At 63.4% G+C, this 14,791-nt stretch carries 13 protein-coding genes and 2 pseudogenes; 6 read left to right on the plus strand and 9 right to left on the minus strand.

Translation table 11 applies throughout. The features are described from left to right. Nucleotides 1–17: 17 nt before the first annotated feature. Entirely contained in the window at nt 18–899 is an 882-nt protein-coding gene (locus tag ACIU1A_RS13145) for a LysR family transcriptional regulator (RefSeq protein ID WP_404927465.1), read from the minus strand. Between the two features lie 136 nt (nt 900–1,035). Between ACIU1A_RS13145 and ACIU1A_RS13150 the strand changes: the two are divergent. Together ACIU1A_RS13150 and cml are read left to right on the plus strand one after the other, a co-directional pair. Further along, nucleotides 1,036–2,495, plus strand: a pseudogene (locus tag ACIU1A_RS13150) (MFS transporter). 238 nt (nt 2,496–2,733) lie between these two features. Then, nucleotides 2,734–3,936 (plus strand): CmlA/FloR family chloramphenicol efflux MFS transporter, encoded by a 1,203-nt coding sequence (gene cml / locus ACIU1A_RS13155; protein ID WP_404927466.1) that lies wholly within the window; start codon nt 2,734–2,736, stop codon nt 3,934–3,936. A 34-nt stretch (nt 3,937–3,970) separates the two neighbouring features. On the opposite strand, the gene ACIU1A_RS13160 is transcribed toward cml, so the two are convergent. The 3 genes from ACIU1A_RS13160 to ACIU1A_RS13170 all read right to left on the minus strand — a co-directional run bounded on the left by ACIU1A_RS13160 (nt 3,971) and on the right by ACIU1A_RS13170 (nt 6,511). Then, nucleotides 3,971–4,468: a MaoC family dehydratase gene (locus tag ACIU1A_RS13160; RefSeq protein ID WP_140495716.1), complete on the minus strand. Its 498-nt coding sequence runs from the start codon at nt 4,466–4,468 to the stop codon at nt 3,971–3,973. A gap of 248 nt (nt 4,469–4,716) precedes the next feature. After that, nucleotides 4,717–5,145 carry a phasin family protein gene (locus ACIU1A_RS13165; RefSeq protein ID WP_140495715.1) on the minus strand — a complete coding sequence of 143 codons (429 nt, stop codon included), beginning with the start codon at nt 5,143–5,145 and terminating at the stop codon, nt 4,717–4,719. A 70-nt stretch (nt 5,146–5,215) separates the two neighbouring features. Then, nucleotides 5,216–6,511, minus strand: a complete 1,296-nt coding sequence (locus tag ACIU1A_RS13170; RefSeq protein WP_404927467.1) for a DUF445 domain-containing protein — start codon at nt 6,509–6,511, stop codon at nt 5,216–5,218. A 399-nt stretch (nt 6,512–6,910) separates the two neighbouring features. On the opposite strand from ACIU1A_RS13170, the gene rirA reads away from it, so the two are divergent. Continuing rightward, nucleotides 6,911–7,372, plus strand: coding sequence for an iron-responsive transcriptional regulator RirA (rirA, locus tag ACIU1A_RS13175; protein WP_140495713.1), 462 nt, complete (start codon nt 6,911–6,913; stop codon nt 7,370–7,372). A 60-nt stretch (nt 7,373–7,432) separates the two neighbouring features. On the opposite strand, the gene ACIU1A_RS13180 is transcribed toward rirA, so the two are convergent. The 5 genes and pseudogenes from ACIU1A_RS13180 to hemP form a co-directional block, all read right to left on the minus strand. After that, nucleotides 7,433–8,221, minus strand: a complete 789-nt coding sequence (locus tag ACIU1A_RS13180) for a heme ABC transporter ATP-binding protein (protein WP_404927913.1) — start codon at nt 8,219–8,221, stop codon at nt 7,433–7,435. A gap of 9 nt (nt 8,222–8,230) precedes the next feature. Continuing rightward, nucleotides 8,231–9,331: a FecCD family ABC transporter permease gene (locus ACIU1A_RS13185; protein WP_404927468.1), complete on the minus strand. Its 1,101-nt coding sequence runs from the start codon at nt 9,329–9,331 to the stop codon at nt 8,231–8,233. A 5-nt stretch (nt 9,332–9,336) separates the two neighbouring features. After that, nucleotides 9,337–10,244: pseudogene (locus tag ACIU1A_RS13190) on the minus strand (hemin ABC transporter substrate-binding protein). A 10-nt stretch (nt 10,245–10,254) separates the two neighbouring features. Further along, on the minus strand, nt 10,255–11,316 hold the full coding sequence (locus ACIU1A_RS13195; protein ID WP_404927469.1) for a hemin-degrading factor: 1,062 nt from the start codon (nt 11,314–11,316) through the stop codon (nt 10,255–10,257). An 18-nt stretch (nt 11,317–11,334) separates the two neighbouring features. Next, on the minus strand, nt 11,335–11,541 hold the full coding sequence (hemP, locus tag ACIU1A_RS13200; RefSeq protein ID WP_404927470.1) for a hemin uptake protein HemP: 207 nt from the start codon (nt 11,539–11,541) through the stop codon (nt 11,335–11,337). Between the two features lie 202 nt (nt 11,542–11,743). Here hemP and ACIU1A_RS13205 point away from each other — a divergent pair, with 202 nt between their 5' ends. From ACIU1A_RS13205 to ACIU1A_RS13215, 3 genes are all read left to right on the plus strand, one after another. Further along, nucleotides 11,744–13,933, plus strand: coding sequence for a TonB-dependent hemoglobin/transferrin/lactoferrin family receptor (locus ACIU1A_RS13205; RefSeq protein ID WP_404927471.1), 2,190 nt, complete (start codon nt 11,744–11,746; stop codon nt 13,931–13,933). Between the two features lie 2 nt (nt 13,934–13,935). After that, on the plus strand, nt 13,936–14,379 hold the full coding sequence (locus tag ACIU1A_RS13210; RefSeq protein WP_140495707.1) for a hypothetical protein: 444 nt from the start codon (nt 13,936–13,938) through the stop codon (nt 14,377–14,379). 71 nt (nt 14,380–14,450) lie between these two features. Then, nucleotides 14,451–14,765: an antibiotic biosynthesis monooxygenase gene (locus ACIU1A_RS13215; protein WP_023763446.1), complete on the plus strand. Its 315-nt coding sequence runs from the start codon at nt 14,451–14,453 to the stop codon at nt 14,763–14,765. Nucleotides 14,766–14,791: the final 26 nt, after the last annotated feature.

Consider the following 14,791-nt stretch of genomic DNA (forward strand, 5'->3'; position numbering starts at 1 on the left):
CTTGCGCGATCAGGACTTCACGCAATGTCGCGCACACAACTCCGCAGCCAGCGCTGCGCCGGATCGGCATCGAGCCGCGGATGCCAGAGCATGGAAATGGTGACCGCCGGAATGTCGACCGGCAGGGAAAAAGTCTGCATGCCGGCGCGCGCGCCTTGCGTATGCCGCTCGGGCACGCTGGCGATCAGCTCCGAGGCGCGCGCCATCGCGAGCGCGGCCGAAAAACCGGAAGCCATGCACACGACCATTCGTTGCAATCCGAGCCGGCTCAAGGCCTCGTCGATCGGCCCCCTTTCGCGGCCCCGCCGCGAAACATTGATGTGGCGGCCGGCCGCATAGCGTTCCGGCGTCATCGCGCCCTGGCCCAGCGGATGGCCGCTGCGCACCGCGCAGACGAAACGGTCGCGAAAAAGCGCCTGGATGCGCACCTCCGGCCCGGTCTCGCCGGCCACACCTACTTCCAGGTCGATCGCCGCTTCGCGCAGTGACGCCATGTCCTTGTCCGACTTCGGCGCGAAACGCAGCCGCACGCCCGGCGCATCGGCCTGGATGCGGGCGATCAGGCGCGGCCCGAACTCCTCGACGAAGCTTTCATTGGTGCGCAGCGTGAAGGTCCTCTCCAGGCCCGGCAGATCAAGCAGCCTCGCCGGGCGCAGCAGCGTTTCAGCATCCTGAACCACACGGCCGACCTGCTGGCGCAGTTCCTGCGCGCGTGGCGTTGGAACAAGGCCGCGACCGGCCCGCACCAGCAGCGGATCTCCCGTCGCCGCGCGCAACCGCGCCAGCGTGCGGCTCATCGCCGAGGGGCTGAGCCGTAATCGCGTCGCCGCACGCGCCACGCTGCCTTCGTCCAGCAGGACATCGAGGGCGACGAGCAGGTTGAGATCGGGCGGCGACATGGTTCGATCCTAGCACGAAATCCGCTGATGTGGCGTGCAACGCACGAATAGAATGCAAATGCTGCGCGTTCCGCCACATCATGCAAACGATTAGATCTTCGAAGCTTCTACCTGAAGCCGACAAAGGGAGATCGCCGTGGCAGTCACTGAGCAACATCGCAACGAGCACGCATCGGTCGCACAGAAAATCCCATCGGCTGGATGGGCGCTGGCGAGCCTGTCGCTGGCCACGCTGCTGTCGTCGCTCGGCACCAGCATCGCCAGCGTCGGCCTTCCCTCGCTGATGCAGGCATTCGATGCCTCGTTCCAACAGGTGCAATGGGTCGTGATTGCCTATCTGCTCGCCATCACCATCCTGATCGTCAGTGCCGGGCGCCTCGCCGACATGCTCGGGCGGCGGCCGCTGCTGCTTTTCGGCATCGCGCTGTTCACATCGGCCTCGGTGCTCTGCGGCCTCTCGCCGGCTTTGTGGCTGCTGATCGCGGCGCGGGCGGTGCAAGGGCTTGGCGCGGCGCTGATGATGGCGCTGACATTGGCCGTTGTCCCGAGACGGTGAGCAAGGCCAGGACCGGCAGCGCCATGGGCCTGCTCGGCGCCATGTCGGCCATCGGCACCACGCTCGGCCCTTCCATAGGCGGCCTGCTGATCGCCGCTCTCGGCTGGCGTTCGATCTTCCTGGTCAACGTGCCGCTCGGCATCCTGACCTTTGCAATGGCCTGGCGTGCTTTGCCTGCCGGCAACCGGACGGCGTGGACCGGCCAAGCCGGCTTCGATGGTTTGGGCACGGGCCTGTTGGCCCTGACATTGGCGGCCTACGCGCTGGCGATGACACTGGGTAGAGGCAGTTTCGGGCTCATCAATATCGGCCTGCTGGTCGCGGCTGGCATCGGCATCTTCCTGTTCGCCACGGCGCAAAGGATGGCGAAAAACCCATCGGTCGAGCTTTCCGCCTTCCGCGATCTCTCACTGAGCACCAGCCTTGCTATGAACCTGATCGTCGCCACGGTGATGATGGCGACCTTGGTGGTCGCGCCGTTCTATCTCTCGCGCGGGCTCGGACTGGACGCGGCAAACGCCGGACTGGTGCTCTCGACAGGCCCGCTGGTTTCGGCGCTGTCGGCGTTGCTTGCCGGACGCCTTGCCGATCGCTTCGGAGCCAAAAGGATGATGGTCGCGGGCCTGCTCGGCCTTGCCACGGGCACGTTCCTCCTGTCCCTGGCGATAACGACACTCGGCATCGTCAGCTATGTCGTCCCCATCACCGTGACCTGCTTCGGTTATGCCCTGTTCCAGACAGCGAACAACGCCGCCGTCATGAGCAGCGTCGGCGCCGGTCAACGCGGCGTCATCTCCGGCCTGCTCAATCTGTCGCGCAACCTTGGCCTCATTACGGGCGCCTCCGTCATGGGCGCCATATTCGCCGCCGCATCGGCCGGAGGACGCGAAGCCATCGGCCAAGGCATGCTGACGTCAGCGGCGGCGGCCGGTGGAATGCAGGTGACCTTCCAGACGGCAACGGCACTGGCGGTGGCGGCGCTGGTGTTGGCGCTGGTTTCGGCTCGCGCCGCCGGTCGTGCTGCGCCCGAAATTCCCTGACTTGCTGCGCTGCATGGCCTGGAGGTTGCCCGGCCGGTCCTCGCCTGATAGGTGAACGACACACAGCCGAATGGACGGCTGCAAGATCATTCGGGGCAGCGGTATGGGAGCCAGCAAGTCAGCAGACGAGTAAGCCGCGACAACATCTCGTTGTTGCGGCCATCTGCCCCGTCATTTTTCCATCCTGAATCACCGGCAGGTCGCCGCCAAATCTCACCATTTGTGCGGATCCTCGATCATGTCTTATCCAAAACGCCCGATATGGGCCTACTCCTTGTCGTCGGCGCTGCTGCTGATGGCGCCTTTCGACATTCTTGCCTCGCTAGCCATGGACATCTATCTGCCGGTGGTTCCGGCAATGCCGGCAGCTCTTGGCACAACCCCTGATGTTGTCCAGCTGACGCTCAGCCTCTATATGGTCACGCTTGGCTTCGGCCAGGTCGTGTTCGGGCCGATTTCCGACCGGATCGGCCGGCGTCCAGTAGTGATCGGTGGCGGGCTGCTGTTTGCAAGTGCTTCGTTTCTGCTGGCCGACACGTCGTCGGCGACAGCCTTTGTTGCCCTGCGCGTCTTGCAAGCCATCGGCGCATCGGCTGTTCTGGTCGCGACCTTTGCCACGGTCCGTGACGTTTACGCGCAGCGGCCCGAAGGCACGGTGATCTACGGCCTGTTCAGCTCGATGCTGGCCTTCGTGCCGGCATTGGGGCCGATCGCTGGCGCCTTGATCGCCGACAGCTTCGGCTGGCGCGCGATCTTCATCACGCTCGCCGTTCTGGCCATGCTGGCTACGCTCCAGGCGTGGCTGCGATGGCATGAGACGAAGCCGTCGAATGGTAACCGGCCGCACGCCGCATTCCGGTCGATCCTGGGCAGCTTCGCCTTCTGGACCTACACGCTCGGATTCGCTGCGGCGATGGGCACGTTCTTCGTGTTCTTTTCGACGGCGCCCCGGGTTCTGATCGATGGCGCCGGCTTCTCGCAGATCGGCTTCAGCTTCGCCTTTGCCACCGCGGCATTGGTGATGATCGCAACCACCCGCTTCGCCAAAACCTTCATCGGCCGCTGGGGCATTGCGGGCAGCCTGGCGCGCGGCATGGCGATGTTGCTTTTCGGCGCCGCAATGCTGGCCATCGGGCAGTTGTCCGCCGCGCCCTCCTTCGCGACTTTCATCCTGCCGATGTGGGTGATGGCGGTGGGCATAGTTTTTGCCGCCTCGGTCACGGCCAATGGCGCACTCGAGGCGTTCTCCGATGTCGCGGGAACCGCCGTGGCGCTCTATTTCTGCGCCCAGAGCCTGATCGTCGGCATCGCCGGCACGTTCTTCGTCCTCCTGCTGGGTGGCGACACCGCATGGCCGTTGGTCTTCTATGCCGCTGTTTTTGCGGCAATGACGCTGTGCGCGCTCAGCCTTTTGCCGAGCCGGCGGGCGGAGAATGCCTGACGAAGATCAATTCAGGGGCTTGGGCGAATGCCGCTCAGGCCCCTGCCCGCTTGCGGCGCTCATAAAGCATGACCAGCGTTTCGGCCGTCAACGCCGGCTTTTCCTCGCCCTCGATCTCGACGGTGTTGGCGGCCTTCATCAGGTATTGGCCCGGCCCCCTGTCCTCCATGGACAGCAGCGTGGTGCGCAACCGGATGCGTGCGCCCACCTTGACCGGCGCCAGGAACCGCACCTTGTCGAAGCCGTAGTTGAAGGCGGCCTGCGTGTTCTCGGGCACGATTCCCATGCCGAGCGCCAGCGCGCCGATGATCGACAGCGTCAGATAGCCATGTGCGATCGTCGTGCGGAACGGGCTTTGCCGCCGCGCCCGTTCGGGGTCGACATGGATCCATTGATGGTCGCCGGTGCATTCGGCGAACTGGTTGATACGGTTCTGGTCGACTGTCGTCCATTCCGAGACGCCAAGCTCCTGCCCGGACATCGTCCTCAACTGCTCGTAGGTCGGCGGCGTCTTAGGCCGTATTTCGGTCATTCCTGTTTTCCCGATGGCTTCCAACGCTTCCGGACCACGAACCGGCGGCCTCTGTCAATTCGCCCTGCATGATTCCGTTCCGCCGGGACCGACGCGAATCCTGGCATGGTCCTACGTCAAGCCGTGTTCGCCCGGCCTTGGCATTTGAGGGTACCCATGGTGTAAAAGCATGGCGGCCGATGAAAGAGCATCCGAACAAACCTACGCCTGGCGCAGGGTTGGCAGGCAACCGGTCTTTGTCACGCAAGCTACTTCTTCTCGTAGCCGGCGCGGATTTCCTCCATCGCCTCCTTGATGCGCATGCGCAGGATGTCGACCGATTCGGTGCCGGATTTCCTGACCAGTTCGGCCACTTCGCTGGCATTCTTCAGCGTGGTCTCGAAGGATTTCCTGGCGAACTCAGTCTGCTTGGCCATCAGGTCCTGCGGCGTGCCGGGCGCTCTGTAGCCTTGCGTCATGTCGGCAATTTCGCGCAGTGTGTCCTGCAGCATCTCGCGTTGCCTGGAGAACAGCGACGACGCGCCGGCGGCACTTGCCCGCGCCGATTTCTCCAGCGCTTCAAGGTTCTTGCGGTGGTGCGCGAGGATTGCCTCGACATCGACATTGGGCAGTTTCAGATCGCGGCCGAACCGGCCGAACATGTCCGTGAAGGAATCGGAATCCGGTTGTTTGGCCATGCTCATCTGCTCCCCTGTTGCCGCGACTGCTGATGCCCCGCCCATGAGAATAGGGCATGGCGTGCGCCCGTCAATTGACGAGAAACAGCCGCTCCGCGGTGTAAAGCACGATGCCGGCCAGACCGCCGATGATCATGCCGTTGAAGCGGATATATTGCAGGTCCCGGCCGATATTCATCTCGATCAGCCGCGTCAGCTGCGCCAGGTCCCAGCGCTTGACCTGGTCGGCGATGAATTTCGATACGCCGCTCTTCTGGCTCTCGACGAAAGAGGACAGCGCCACCACGAATCCCTGGTTCATGTCGGCCCTGATCTTGGCGTCTCCGGCCAGATGCCGGCCGACCTCGACGAACATGTTGGCAAGATGCGCGCGGATGATCGATCGCGGCGCCTTGGCATCCTGCTCGATGAACAGCCTGAGGCTTTCCCACATGTCGCCGGCCAGCGCCTTGACTTCCGGCCTGGCGAGGAAATCGCGCTTCAGCTTCTCGGCGCGCCTTGCATACTGCTTCGACGTTCTCAACCGCTCGACGAAGGCTTGCGCGAAACGGTCGAATTCGGTGCGCATCGGGTGGTCGGGATCGGCTCTCATCTCGTCGAGCAGCGAACCGGCCGAGGCAACGATCTTCTTCAGGAGATAGGCGTCGGCCCTGAACAGGTTGAACAGCGACGGCAGTTCCTCGCGGATCTTTTCGCGCATGGTCGTCAGCGCCTGTTCATCGTTGAGGAATCGGCCGATCACCTTGATGAATTCATCGAACAGCCTCTGGTGACGGCGATCGTCGGTCAGGGCCGAGAGCAATTCGGCCGCCAACGGCGATAGCGGCACTTTTTCGATCTGCTCCAGCATCCGGCTGGTGACGAAGCCGCGCAGCCCCGATTGCTCGACGGCGGCAAGCGTCTGCGGAACCAACCGCACGACGAAACGCGACAGGCCCGCGGCACGTTCGGAATCGGCCAGCCAGTCGGCGACGAGTGCCGAGAAATCGACCTCGGCCAACTTTTCGCGCACCGGCTCGGGGGCAAGGAAATTGGCTTCGATGAAACGGCCGAGATTATCGGCGATACGGTTCTGGTTCTCGGGGATGATCGCGGTGTGCGGGATCGGCAGACCGAGAGGCCGCTTGAACAGCGCGACCACCGCATACCAGTCGGCCAGGCCGCCAATGGTGGCCGCCTCGGCAAAGGCGGCGACGAAGCCGAGCCAGGGATAGGTGCTCTCGAAGGACTTGGCCAGGGCGAACACGGCGACGCAAAGCGCAAGTGCCGCCGTGGCGACGAATTTGGTCCGCCGCAGCATTGTAAGCTTGGCATGCGCGTCGGCATCGTATCCGCCGGAAGCCAGGGCCGTGGCTGATTGTGACATGTCAGAGCCGCTCCTCGTCGATCTCTGATCTATTTAGAGCATTCCAGGAAAGGTGTGTAACGCTGTTCTCTGGAAAAGCGCCTGGCGCTTTCCCCAGGGAATTGCGTGAAAACAAAGAGTTAGGGCGGTCGGCCATTCTGCCAATCACTGGACCGCTCTGGTGTTTCGCCCGAGAAAATGCGCGTGACAGCCGATTCGGCCCGCGTCTTGCCGCCTTGCGCACACAAAGTTGACGGGAATATTCAGCTATTAGGCGAAGCTAGTCTGGAATTATTCCAAGGTATAGGCCATATTCCGCCGAGGCCAGTGTGGCGAGATCCGAAAGCTCGGAGCAAAGCCGCACCAGCAAAGTTCAAAATCTGGCGTGATCGCAGCTCGCCGGCGCTTTGTGAGGACAAGATGCGACTTACCCGCCAGACCAATTACGCCATGCGCATCCTGATGTATTGCGCGGCCAATACCGATCGGCTGAGCCGCATCCCCGAGATCGCCGCCGCCTATTCGGTGTCGGAGCTTTTCCTGTTCAAGATCCTCCAGCCACTGGTCGAGAATGGCCTTGTCGAGACGGTGCGTGGCCGCAATGGCGGCGTCAGGCTTGGCCGTGCCGCGGAATCGATCAACCTGTTCGACGTCGTGCGCGTGACGGAGGAAAGCTTCGCCATGGCCGAGTGCTTCGAGAACGACGCCGCGGAATGCCCTCTGGTCGACAGTTGCGCGCTGAATTCCGCGTTGCGCGAGGCGCTCAACGCCTTCTTCGCGGTCCTTGCCCGCTATACGATCGCCGATCTCGTGGCGGCGCGTCCGAACGTGCGCAACCTGCTCGGCATTGACCTGCTGGAGCGCCGCGCACCGGCGGCCTGATCCGGTTTACCGCAGGCTGGACCTGCGGCGAACGTCCAGAATCTAGGCCGCTGCCAGAATCTAGGCCGCTGATTGAGGCAGCACGAACGGCATATTGCCGGCTGGCAGGACTCCAACCCTTAAGCGGCAACCGAATACCCTTTCGATCAGATCGTCGCTCAGCACATCCTGCGGCGAACCGGCGGCGGCAAGCCGGCCGCGGTGCATGACGAAAATCCGGTCGGCATACATCGCCGTCAGGTTGAGGTCGTGCAGGATGGCAACCACGCCGCCGCCCGTTCTGGCGAAGTCGCGGGCAATGTTCATGATGATCAGCTGGTGCTTGATGTCGAGGCTGGACACCGGCTCGTCCAGGAACAGATAGCGCGGCTTGCCGTCGAGCACCGGCGCCCAGACCTGGCACAGCACGCGGGCGAGTTGAACGCGCTGCTGCTCGCCGCCGGAAAGCTCCTGATAGAAGCGGCCGGCGAAACCGTCGAGGTCGACACGCGCCAGCGCCCGTTCCGGCAGGCGTTCGTCCTCGCCCGGCAGCACACCTGAGCGGCCTCCGACAAGGCCGAGCCTGACAATCTCGCGCACAGTAAAGGGAAACGACAAGGTCGTCGCCTGCGGCAGCACCGCGCGCAGCGTCGCCGCCTCGACTGGCGTTATCGTCGAGAGCTCGCGGCCGTTGATGGCAATCCGGCCGGTATGCGCGAGTTCCCCCGACAGCGCCTTGAGGAAGGTCGTCTTGCCCGACCCATTGGGGCCGACAATGGCCGAAATCTCACCCGGCCTGACCTCGAAATCGACGCCGGCGACAATGCCTTTCCTGCCGATCGCCACCGAAACATCGCGCGCTTCGATAATGAAACACCCCTACAGGTCGATGACGCCGCGCTTGCGCAGCAGGATCCAGAGGAAGAACGGCGCTCCGGCGATCGCCGTGACGATGCCGATCGGCAGTTCGGCGGGCGCCACGATGGTGCGCGCGACCGCGTCCGCCAAAAGCAGCAGCGAGGCGCCGAGCAGCGCCGAGCCCGGCAGCAGATAGCGATTGTCGGGGCCGATCAGCAGGCGCAGCAGATGCGGCACCACGATGCCGATGAAACCGATGCCGCCGCTGACGGCGACGGAGGCGCCGACCGCCGCCGAGACGCCGACGATGGCCGTGTACTTAAGCCGCTGCACCGGGATGCCGAGATGGCCGGCGGTCGCCTCGCCCAGCGCCAGCGCATTAAGGCCGCGAGCCAGGAACGGCATCGCCGCCAGCGAAAGCACGATGACCGGGCCGACAGAGCCGATCTTCTGCCATGTCGCACCGGCCAGCGAGCCGAGTTGCCAGAAGGTCAGGTCGCGCAGTTGCCGGTCGTCGGCCATGAAGATCAGGATACCGGTCAGCGCCATGGCAAGTGCGGCCAGCGCCAGGCCGGCAAGCAGCATGGTGGCGACGGATGTGCGGCCCTGCCGCGTCGCGACCTTGTAGAGCAGCAACGTCACCGACAAACCACCGCCGAAGGCCGCCAGAGGAAGGGTCAGCGCGCCGAACGAGGCGGTCACCGGCGACAGCACGGTCGTGCCGAGCACGATGACGGCCGCCGCGCCGAGGCTGGAGCCCGCCGAAACACCGATAAGGCCGGGGTCGGCAAGCGGATTGCGGAACAGCCCCTGCATGACCGCGCCGGACACCGCGAGGGCGGCCCCGATCAGCACGCCGAGCACGACGCGCGGCAGCCTTATGTCATAGACGATGAGGCGATCTCGCGCGCTCATCGCCACGTCGCCAGGCGCTGCGCCGAACAGCCAGTCGCCGACGACCTTGACGGCGGAGGCATCCGAGGCGCCGGAGGTCAGCGACAGCAATACCGCTGCCGCAAGCATGACGCAGGCGAGCGCGATGACCAGACGGGCGCGCCCGGAACGGTCACCGGCGCTGGCCATCTTCCTCTCCGCCGGCCTGGCGATCGACTGGTCGACCATGCCGCTCAGTCCGTAATCTGCGTGCCATAGAGCGCGGCGGCGAGGTCGTGGACGGCGTCGGCCGTGCGTGGTCGAAGCCGAGCAGATAGCCGCCGTCGATGCGGATCAGCTTGCGCGCGGTTCCGGCCGGCGTCGAGGCGATCGACACATTGCCGAACAGTTCATCGTCCGATACCGGCGGCCCGGCATTGCTCATCATCAGGATCGCGTCCGGCCTGGCGGTGACGACAGCCTCGTCGGACAGTTGCTTGTAGCCCGAGAAGCCTTCGATCGCGTTGACGCCGCCGGCCAGCTTGATGATGCCGTTGGCAGCGGTATCGCTGCCGGCCGCCATGATCTTGCCGCCCTGCATCGACAGCACGAACAGAACGCGCTTGCGCTCCTCGATCGAGGCCGTCTGCTTTTCCGCCGCCTGCAGCTTGGCATCGATCTCCCTGGCCAGCGCTTCGGCCTTGGCGTCGGCGCCGAGCGCCTTGCCGATCACGCGGACCTTTTCGAGGATGCCTTCACGGTCGTACCGGTCAGGCACTTCGATGAAGGGGATGCTCGTCTTCTTCAGCACATCGAGCGCCTCCTTGGGGCCGCTACCGTGCAGCGCCAGCATGCCCGAAGGGTTGACCGACAGCACACCCTCCGGTGACAGCTGGCGCATGTAGCCGACATCCGGCAGGTCGAGAGCGGCTTTCGGATAGCGGCTGGTGGAATCGCGCGCCACAAGATGCTTTTCCTCGCCGAGCGCATAGACGATCTCGGTGATCGAGCCGCCGATGGACGCGATCCTTGTGGGATCGGCGAAGACGGAGACACCGTCGCCGGCGTCGGCCGGCTGTAGCGCGCCGAAAGCAAGGGAAAAGCCGAGCATGGGGCCAAGCATCGATCCGCGCGCAGCCGTCAATCCGGTGAGAAGACCCATCATCGTTTCCTCAGGCTGCGGTCGGGCTTGGAATGCGCGGCAGGTTTTCGGCCAGGAAGCGCCAGTCGTCGCGCTCACCCTCTCCTTCATGGCGCTTGCCGAAGAACTGGATGATCATGTTGCCGCCGGCGTCGTAGACCTCCAGCGACGTGACATGGTCGTCCCTGGTCGGCTTGCGCACGGCCCAGACCTCATGAATGTGGTCGGTGCGCAGGTGCAGATGGAAGGTCTCGTCCAGCACATTGATCCATGGCCCCATTGGCTTGATCGACTTGACCGGACCTGAATGGATTTGGATACAGCCGCGGTTTCCCACAAAGCACATAATCGGCATCTCGCCCGCGGCGGCATGATTGAACATGGCTCTCACCGCATCATTGTCGAGCAGCCATGCATAGTCCTGGCCCACCATGCGGACCGCCTGGCGGCGGCTGAGCTTCAACGTCTTCAGCATGCCGAAGAACTGATGCACGTCGGTCAGCCGGCTCCAGCGATCGCGCAGATCGTCGAGATTCGCGGTCGTTGTCACCGCCTCGCCTTCGTTCTCGGCGGCTGGCCCCGAAATGGCGACCAGTGGCTCCTGGTTCGACGATTCCAGCGAAGCGACCAGTCTCTGATAGGCATAGAGGTTTGACCCCGGCCGCAGACGCACCTTGTGCACCGCCTCGCCCGCCGCGTCGAAGAATTGCAGGCTGCGGCGGATGTCGTCGCCGTCGCGTTTTTCCACGGCAAAGCCGTGCGCCCATATTTTCGGGAAAATTCGCAGGTCGATGTTCTCGCCCAGCACCATGGCATTGTGATTGCCGGTGACGACCTTGTCGTAGGCGCCGATCTTTTCATGCACGGCGCTTTCGTTGCGGGTGAGCGCCATCACCTCGCCGACGGCTTCGAGGCCGGTCAGAAGATCGTTGACGCGTGGCTCGACGCGAACGACACCGTCGCCGCAATGCGCGGCCACCAACTCAGCCTCCGAAATGCCAAGCTGTGCGGCCAGATCGCGCTCGCGCGTTTTCGGATTATCCGTCCGCGCCCGCCGGATTTGGTGCGGGGTGGGTTTTACGCGCTGGTCCATTGTCCTGCTGCCTTACGCTTACTTGTTGAGGATGAGCTTGCCCTGACGGGTGATCTTGAGCCGGTAGAGCGCGCCGTGATGCTCGATGCCGATCTCGTGCTCACCTTGGAACAGCGTGTTGCTCGACAGCGTCCGCACCGCCAGCGGAACGCCGTCGAAGTGGGCGGAGGCATCGTCGGAACGGCGGATGCGATAGCGGAAGTCGTTGGGATTGTGCGTGTTCATGTGGATCGGTCCCTTTCCTGTGCCGGGCGTCTGGCTAGGCGTTTTGCGTAATCCGATTCATTCTTGACTTGAATAATCATGTTTACTAGTCAGTGCAATACCGGATAAAATTAGTCAAGATTTAAGACGCGAATACGATCACAAATGCCAGCCAGCCCCAGGCCAGCCCGCATCGAACCTGGAAACTTTGGAGTTGGGGCACATGGGGTTAGCGATTTGGGAACGGCGCGGCTGGTCGGGGCCGAACGGTGCAGCGGCTTTGCTGGCGGGCGTGGCGGCGATTGCCTTGTTCGTGCCACCTGCCAACGCTCAGCAATCAGCACAGGCGGCGGGAGAGCAGGCCGATCAATCGAAGCAGGCTGAGCAGGAAAAGCCGGCGCCAGCGGGCGCAACACTGCTCGACAAGGTTCTGGTCATTAGCCGCACCGGAGAAACGGCCATCCAATCGCTGGCCTCGGCCAGCCATGTCGACCAGAAACAGCTCGACCGCCGCATGGCGACGACGCCGAACGAAATGCTGTTCGGCGTGCCCGGCGTCGCGGCGCAGGCCGATGCCAGGCGCGTCAGCACCAGCGTCAATATCCGCGGCCTGCAGGATTTCGGCCGCGTCGCGATCATCGTCGACGGCGCGCGGCAGAACTTCCAGCGTTCCGACCATGGCACCCAATCGACCTTCTACGTCGACCCCGAGCTTATCAAATCCGTCGACGTCATCCGTGGTCCGGTCGCCAACACCTATGGTTCGGGCGCGATAGGCGGCGTGGTCTTCTTCGACACCAAGGACGCCCAGGACATCCTCAAGCCGGACGAGACATGGGCTGGTTCCGTCACCGGACGCTACGAGAGCAACGGCAAGGGCTGGACCACCAGCGCATCCGGCGCCTATCGCTTTAACGACAATTTGGATGCGCTGGGCAATATCGTCTACCGCAATTATGACGACTACAAGGATGGCGACGGCGACACCGTCAAGGGCACCGGCTTCGACGTGCTGAGCGGATTGCTAAAGACCACGATCCGCCCGAGCGACAATAGCGAACTGAAGCTCGGCTGGGTCGGTTCGAGCGACGGCTGGAACGAGATCAGCGGCGGCATGCCGGTCAATGACGTCGACCTGAAATCGAACACCTTCACGGCTCGCTACAATGTCACGGACGAAGACAGGAGCTGGCTCGACCTCCACGTCAACACCTCCTACAACAAGACCAATCTCGACCTGACCGGCCTTGTTCCGCAGCGCCGCTTCGATCCCGTCACCGGCCTTCCCGTGATGTTGCCGGCAGGTTCGACGTCGACCTTCGATGTCGGCACAGCCGCCATCGACATCTGGAACACGTCGCGATTCGAGACAGGCGGCCTCGCGCATGAACTGACCTATGGCGGCGACTGGGTGAATGACGACGTCGAGACTGGCGGCACGGCAGGCGGCGACAGCTTCTACACGCCTTCCGGCAAGCGCAACGTTTCTGGCGCCTACGTCCAGGACAAGCTCAGCTGGGATTGGCTCGAAGTCATTGCCGGGCTGCGCTATGACAATTACAGCCTCGAGGACGACACGCACGAAACGTCGGGCGACCGCCTGTCGCCGCGCGTCACCGTCGGCGTCTCGCCTTTCGAAAGCGCCGGCCTTGCCGGCCTGCAATTCTACGGCACCTACGCGGAGGGCTACCGGTCGCCTTCGCTGACCGAAACCCTGATCAGCGGCAACCATCCGGCGGGTGTCAGCTTCCCGTTCCTGCCCAATCCCAATTTAAAGCCCGAAACCGGCAAGACCGTCGAATTCGGTGTCAATTACAAGCAGAACGACATTCTGGAATCCGGCGACGCGTTTCGGCTGAAGGCAGCCTATTTCAACAACGACGTCGACGATTATATTGACGGCGTTACGCTGTCGGCCTTCGATCCGACCAGCGGCTGCCCCTTCGGGCCGGGCATTCCGATCTGCTTCCAGTACCAGAACTTCGCCAAGGCAAAGATCAACGGCCTCGAGATCGAAGGCGTTTATGATGCAGCATGGGGCTACGCCGGACTTTCCGCCGCCATCATCAATGGTCACACCATATCCTACGAAGGCGATCGGGCGGACCTTGCCACGATACCGTCCGCGCAGGTCACCGTGCAGCTCGGCCTGCGCTTCCTCGAGGACAAACTCACTGTCGGCGGCGAGGTGCAGTACAATGGCAAGCCCAAGGGTAACCCGATCGCCGAGGACTATACGCTGGTCAACGCTTTCGCCAGCTACCAGGCGACCGACAATCTGAAGGTTGATTTCCGCGCCGACAATCTGTTCGATGTCAAATACGCCAATCCGTTGAACGGCAGCACCACGGTCACGGTCTATGAACCGGGCATAACGCTGAAGCTGGCGGCAACGATGCGATTTGGAGGATGATGATGACGAACTTGACGGCATCCCTTCGTCTGCTGACCTCGGCGCTGGCGATGTCGCTTGCAGCGGTTCCGGCGTGGGCACAAGAGTCCGCGCCGGCGCCTGCTCTCTCCCTCGAACTCAATGGCGCGCAACCGTCTGAAAAGGGCTGCCGCCTGACCTTCGTGGTCACCAACAATCTCGGCGCCGACCTTTCCAGGGCGGCGTTCGAGATCGCGCTGTTCAACGACGCCGGCGTCGTCGACCGCCTGACCGTGCTCGACTTCAAGGACCTGCCGGCCGGCAAGACCAAGGTGACGCGCTTCGATCTCGCTGGCACCAACTGCGCCAAGGTCAGCCGCGTGCTGATCAACAGCGCGACCGAATGCGTCGGCACCGGCGTCGAGCCGAACACCTGCATGCGAAAACTCAAGACAGATGCCAAGACCGGCATCGCCTTCGGGGTCTGAGCACGGCGTGGGGCCGCACGCGGCATCCTGCGGCACCACCCGTCTAAGTCCAGGAAATCGAAAGGAACTCCATGTACATCGCCATGAACCGCTTCAAGGTGCAGAACGGCTCGGAAGCCGATTTCGAGGCCGTGTGGAAAAACCGTGATTCCAGCCTTGCGGAAATGAAGGGCTTCCGGGAGTTCCATCTGCTGCGCGGCCCAGTCAACGAGACCGAAGGCTATACGCTGTTTGCCTCACACACGGTCTGGGCAAGCCACGACGATTTCGTCGCCTGGACCAAGTCGGAGAATTTTCGCGCGGCCCACAGGAATGTCGGCACGACGAAGGTCCACTATCTCGGCCATCCCCAGTTCGAGGGTTTTTCGGTCGTCGAGGGCGCCTGAAACGACCTCGCCCGCCGGAAAGGCGT

It is taken from the genome of Mesorhizobium maamorense (genome assembly GCF_044998965.1).
GTDB lineage: Bacteria > Pseudomonadota > Alphaproteobacteria > Rhizobiales > Rhizobiaceae > Mesorhizobium.

What these genes read in the sequence shown, in the direction of transcription:
- hemP (WP_404927470.1), bottom strand. Translation starts at nt 11,541, where the DNA reads ATGAACACGCACAATCCCAACGACTTCCGCTATCGCATCCGCCGTTCC.
- ACIU1A_RS13160 (WP_140495716.1), bottom strand. Translation starts at nt 4,468, where the DNA reads ATGACCGAAATACGGCCTAAGACGCCGCCGACCTACGAGCAGTTGAGG.
- ACIU1A_RS13185 (WP_404927468.1), bottom strand. Translation starts at nt 9,331, where the DNA reads ATGGTCGACCAGTCGATCGCCAGGCCGGCGGAGAGGAAGATGGCCAGC.
- ACIU1A_RS13170 (WP_404927467.1), bottom strand. Translation starts at nt 6,511, where the DNA reads ATGTCACAATCAGCCACGGCCCTGGCTTCCGGCGGATACGATGCCGAC.
- ACIU1A_RS13165 (WP_140495715.1), bottom strand. Translation starts at nt 5,145, where the DNA reads ATGGCCAAACAACCGGATTCCGATTCCTTCACGGACATGTTCGGCCGG.
- ACIU1A_RS13210 (WP_140495707.1), top strand. Translation starts at nt 13,936, where the DNA reads ATGACGAACTTGACGGCATCCCTTCGTCTGCTGACCTCGGCGCTGGCG.
- ACIU1A_RS13195 (WP_404927469.1), bottom strand. Translation starts at nt 11,316, where the DNA reads ATGGACCAGCGCGTAAAACCCACCCCGCACCAAATCCGGCGGGCGCGG.
- ACIU1A_RS13145 (WP_404927465.1), bottom strand. Translation starts at nt 899, where the DNA reads ATGTCGCCGCCCGATCTCAACCTGCTCGTCGCCCTCGATGTCCTGCTG.
- cml (WP_404927466.1), top strand. Translation starts at nt 2,734, where the DNA reads ATGTCTTATCCAAAACGCCCGATATGGGCCTACTCCTTGTCGTCGGCG.
- rirA (WP_140495713.1), top strand. Translation starts at nt 6,911, where the DNA reads ATGCGACTTACCCGCCAGACCAATTACGCCATGCGCATCCTGATGTAT.
- ACIU1A_RS13205 (WP_404927471.1), top strand. Translation starts at nt 11,744, where the DNA reads ATGGGGTTAGCGATTTGGGAACGGCGCGGCTGGTCGGGGCCGAACGGT.
- ACIU1A_RS13215 (WP_023763446.1), top strand. Translation starts at nt 14,451, where the DNA reads ATGTACATCGCCATGAACCGCTTCAAGGTGCAGAACGGCTCGGAAGCC.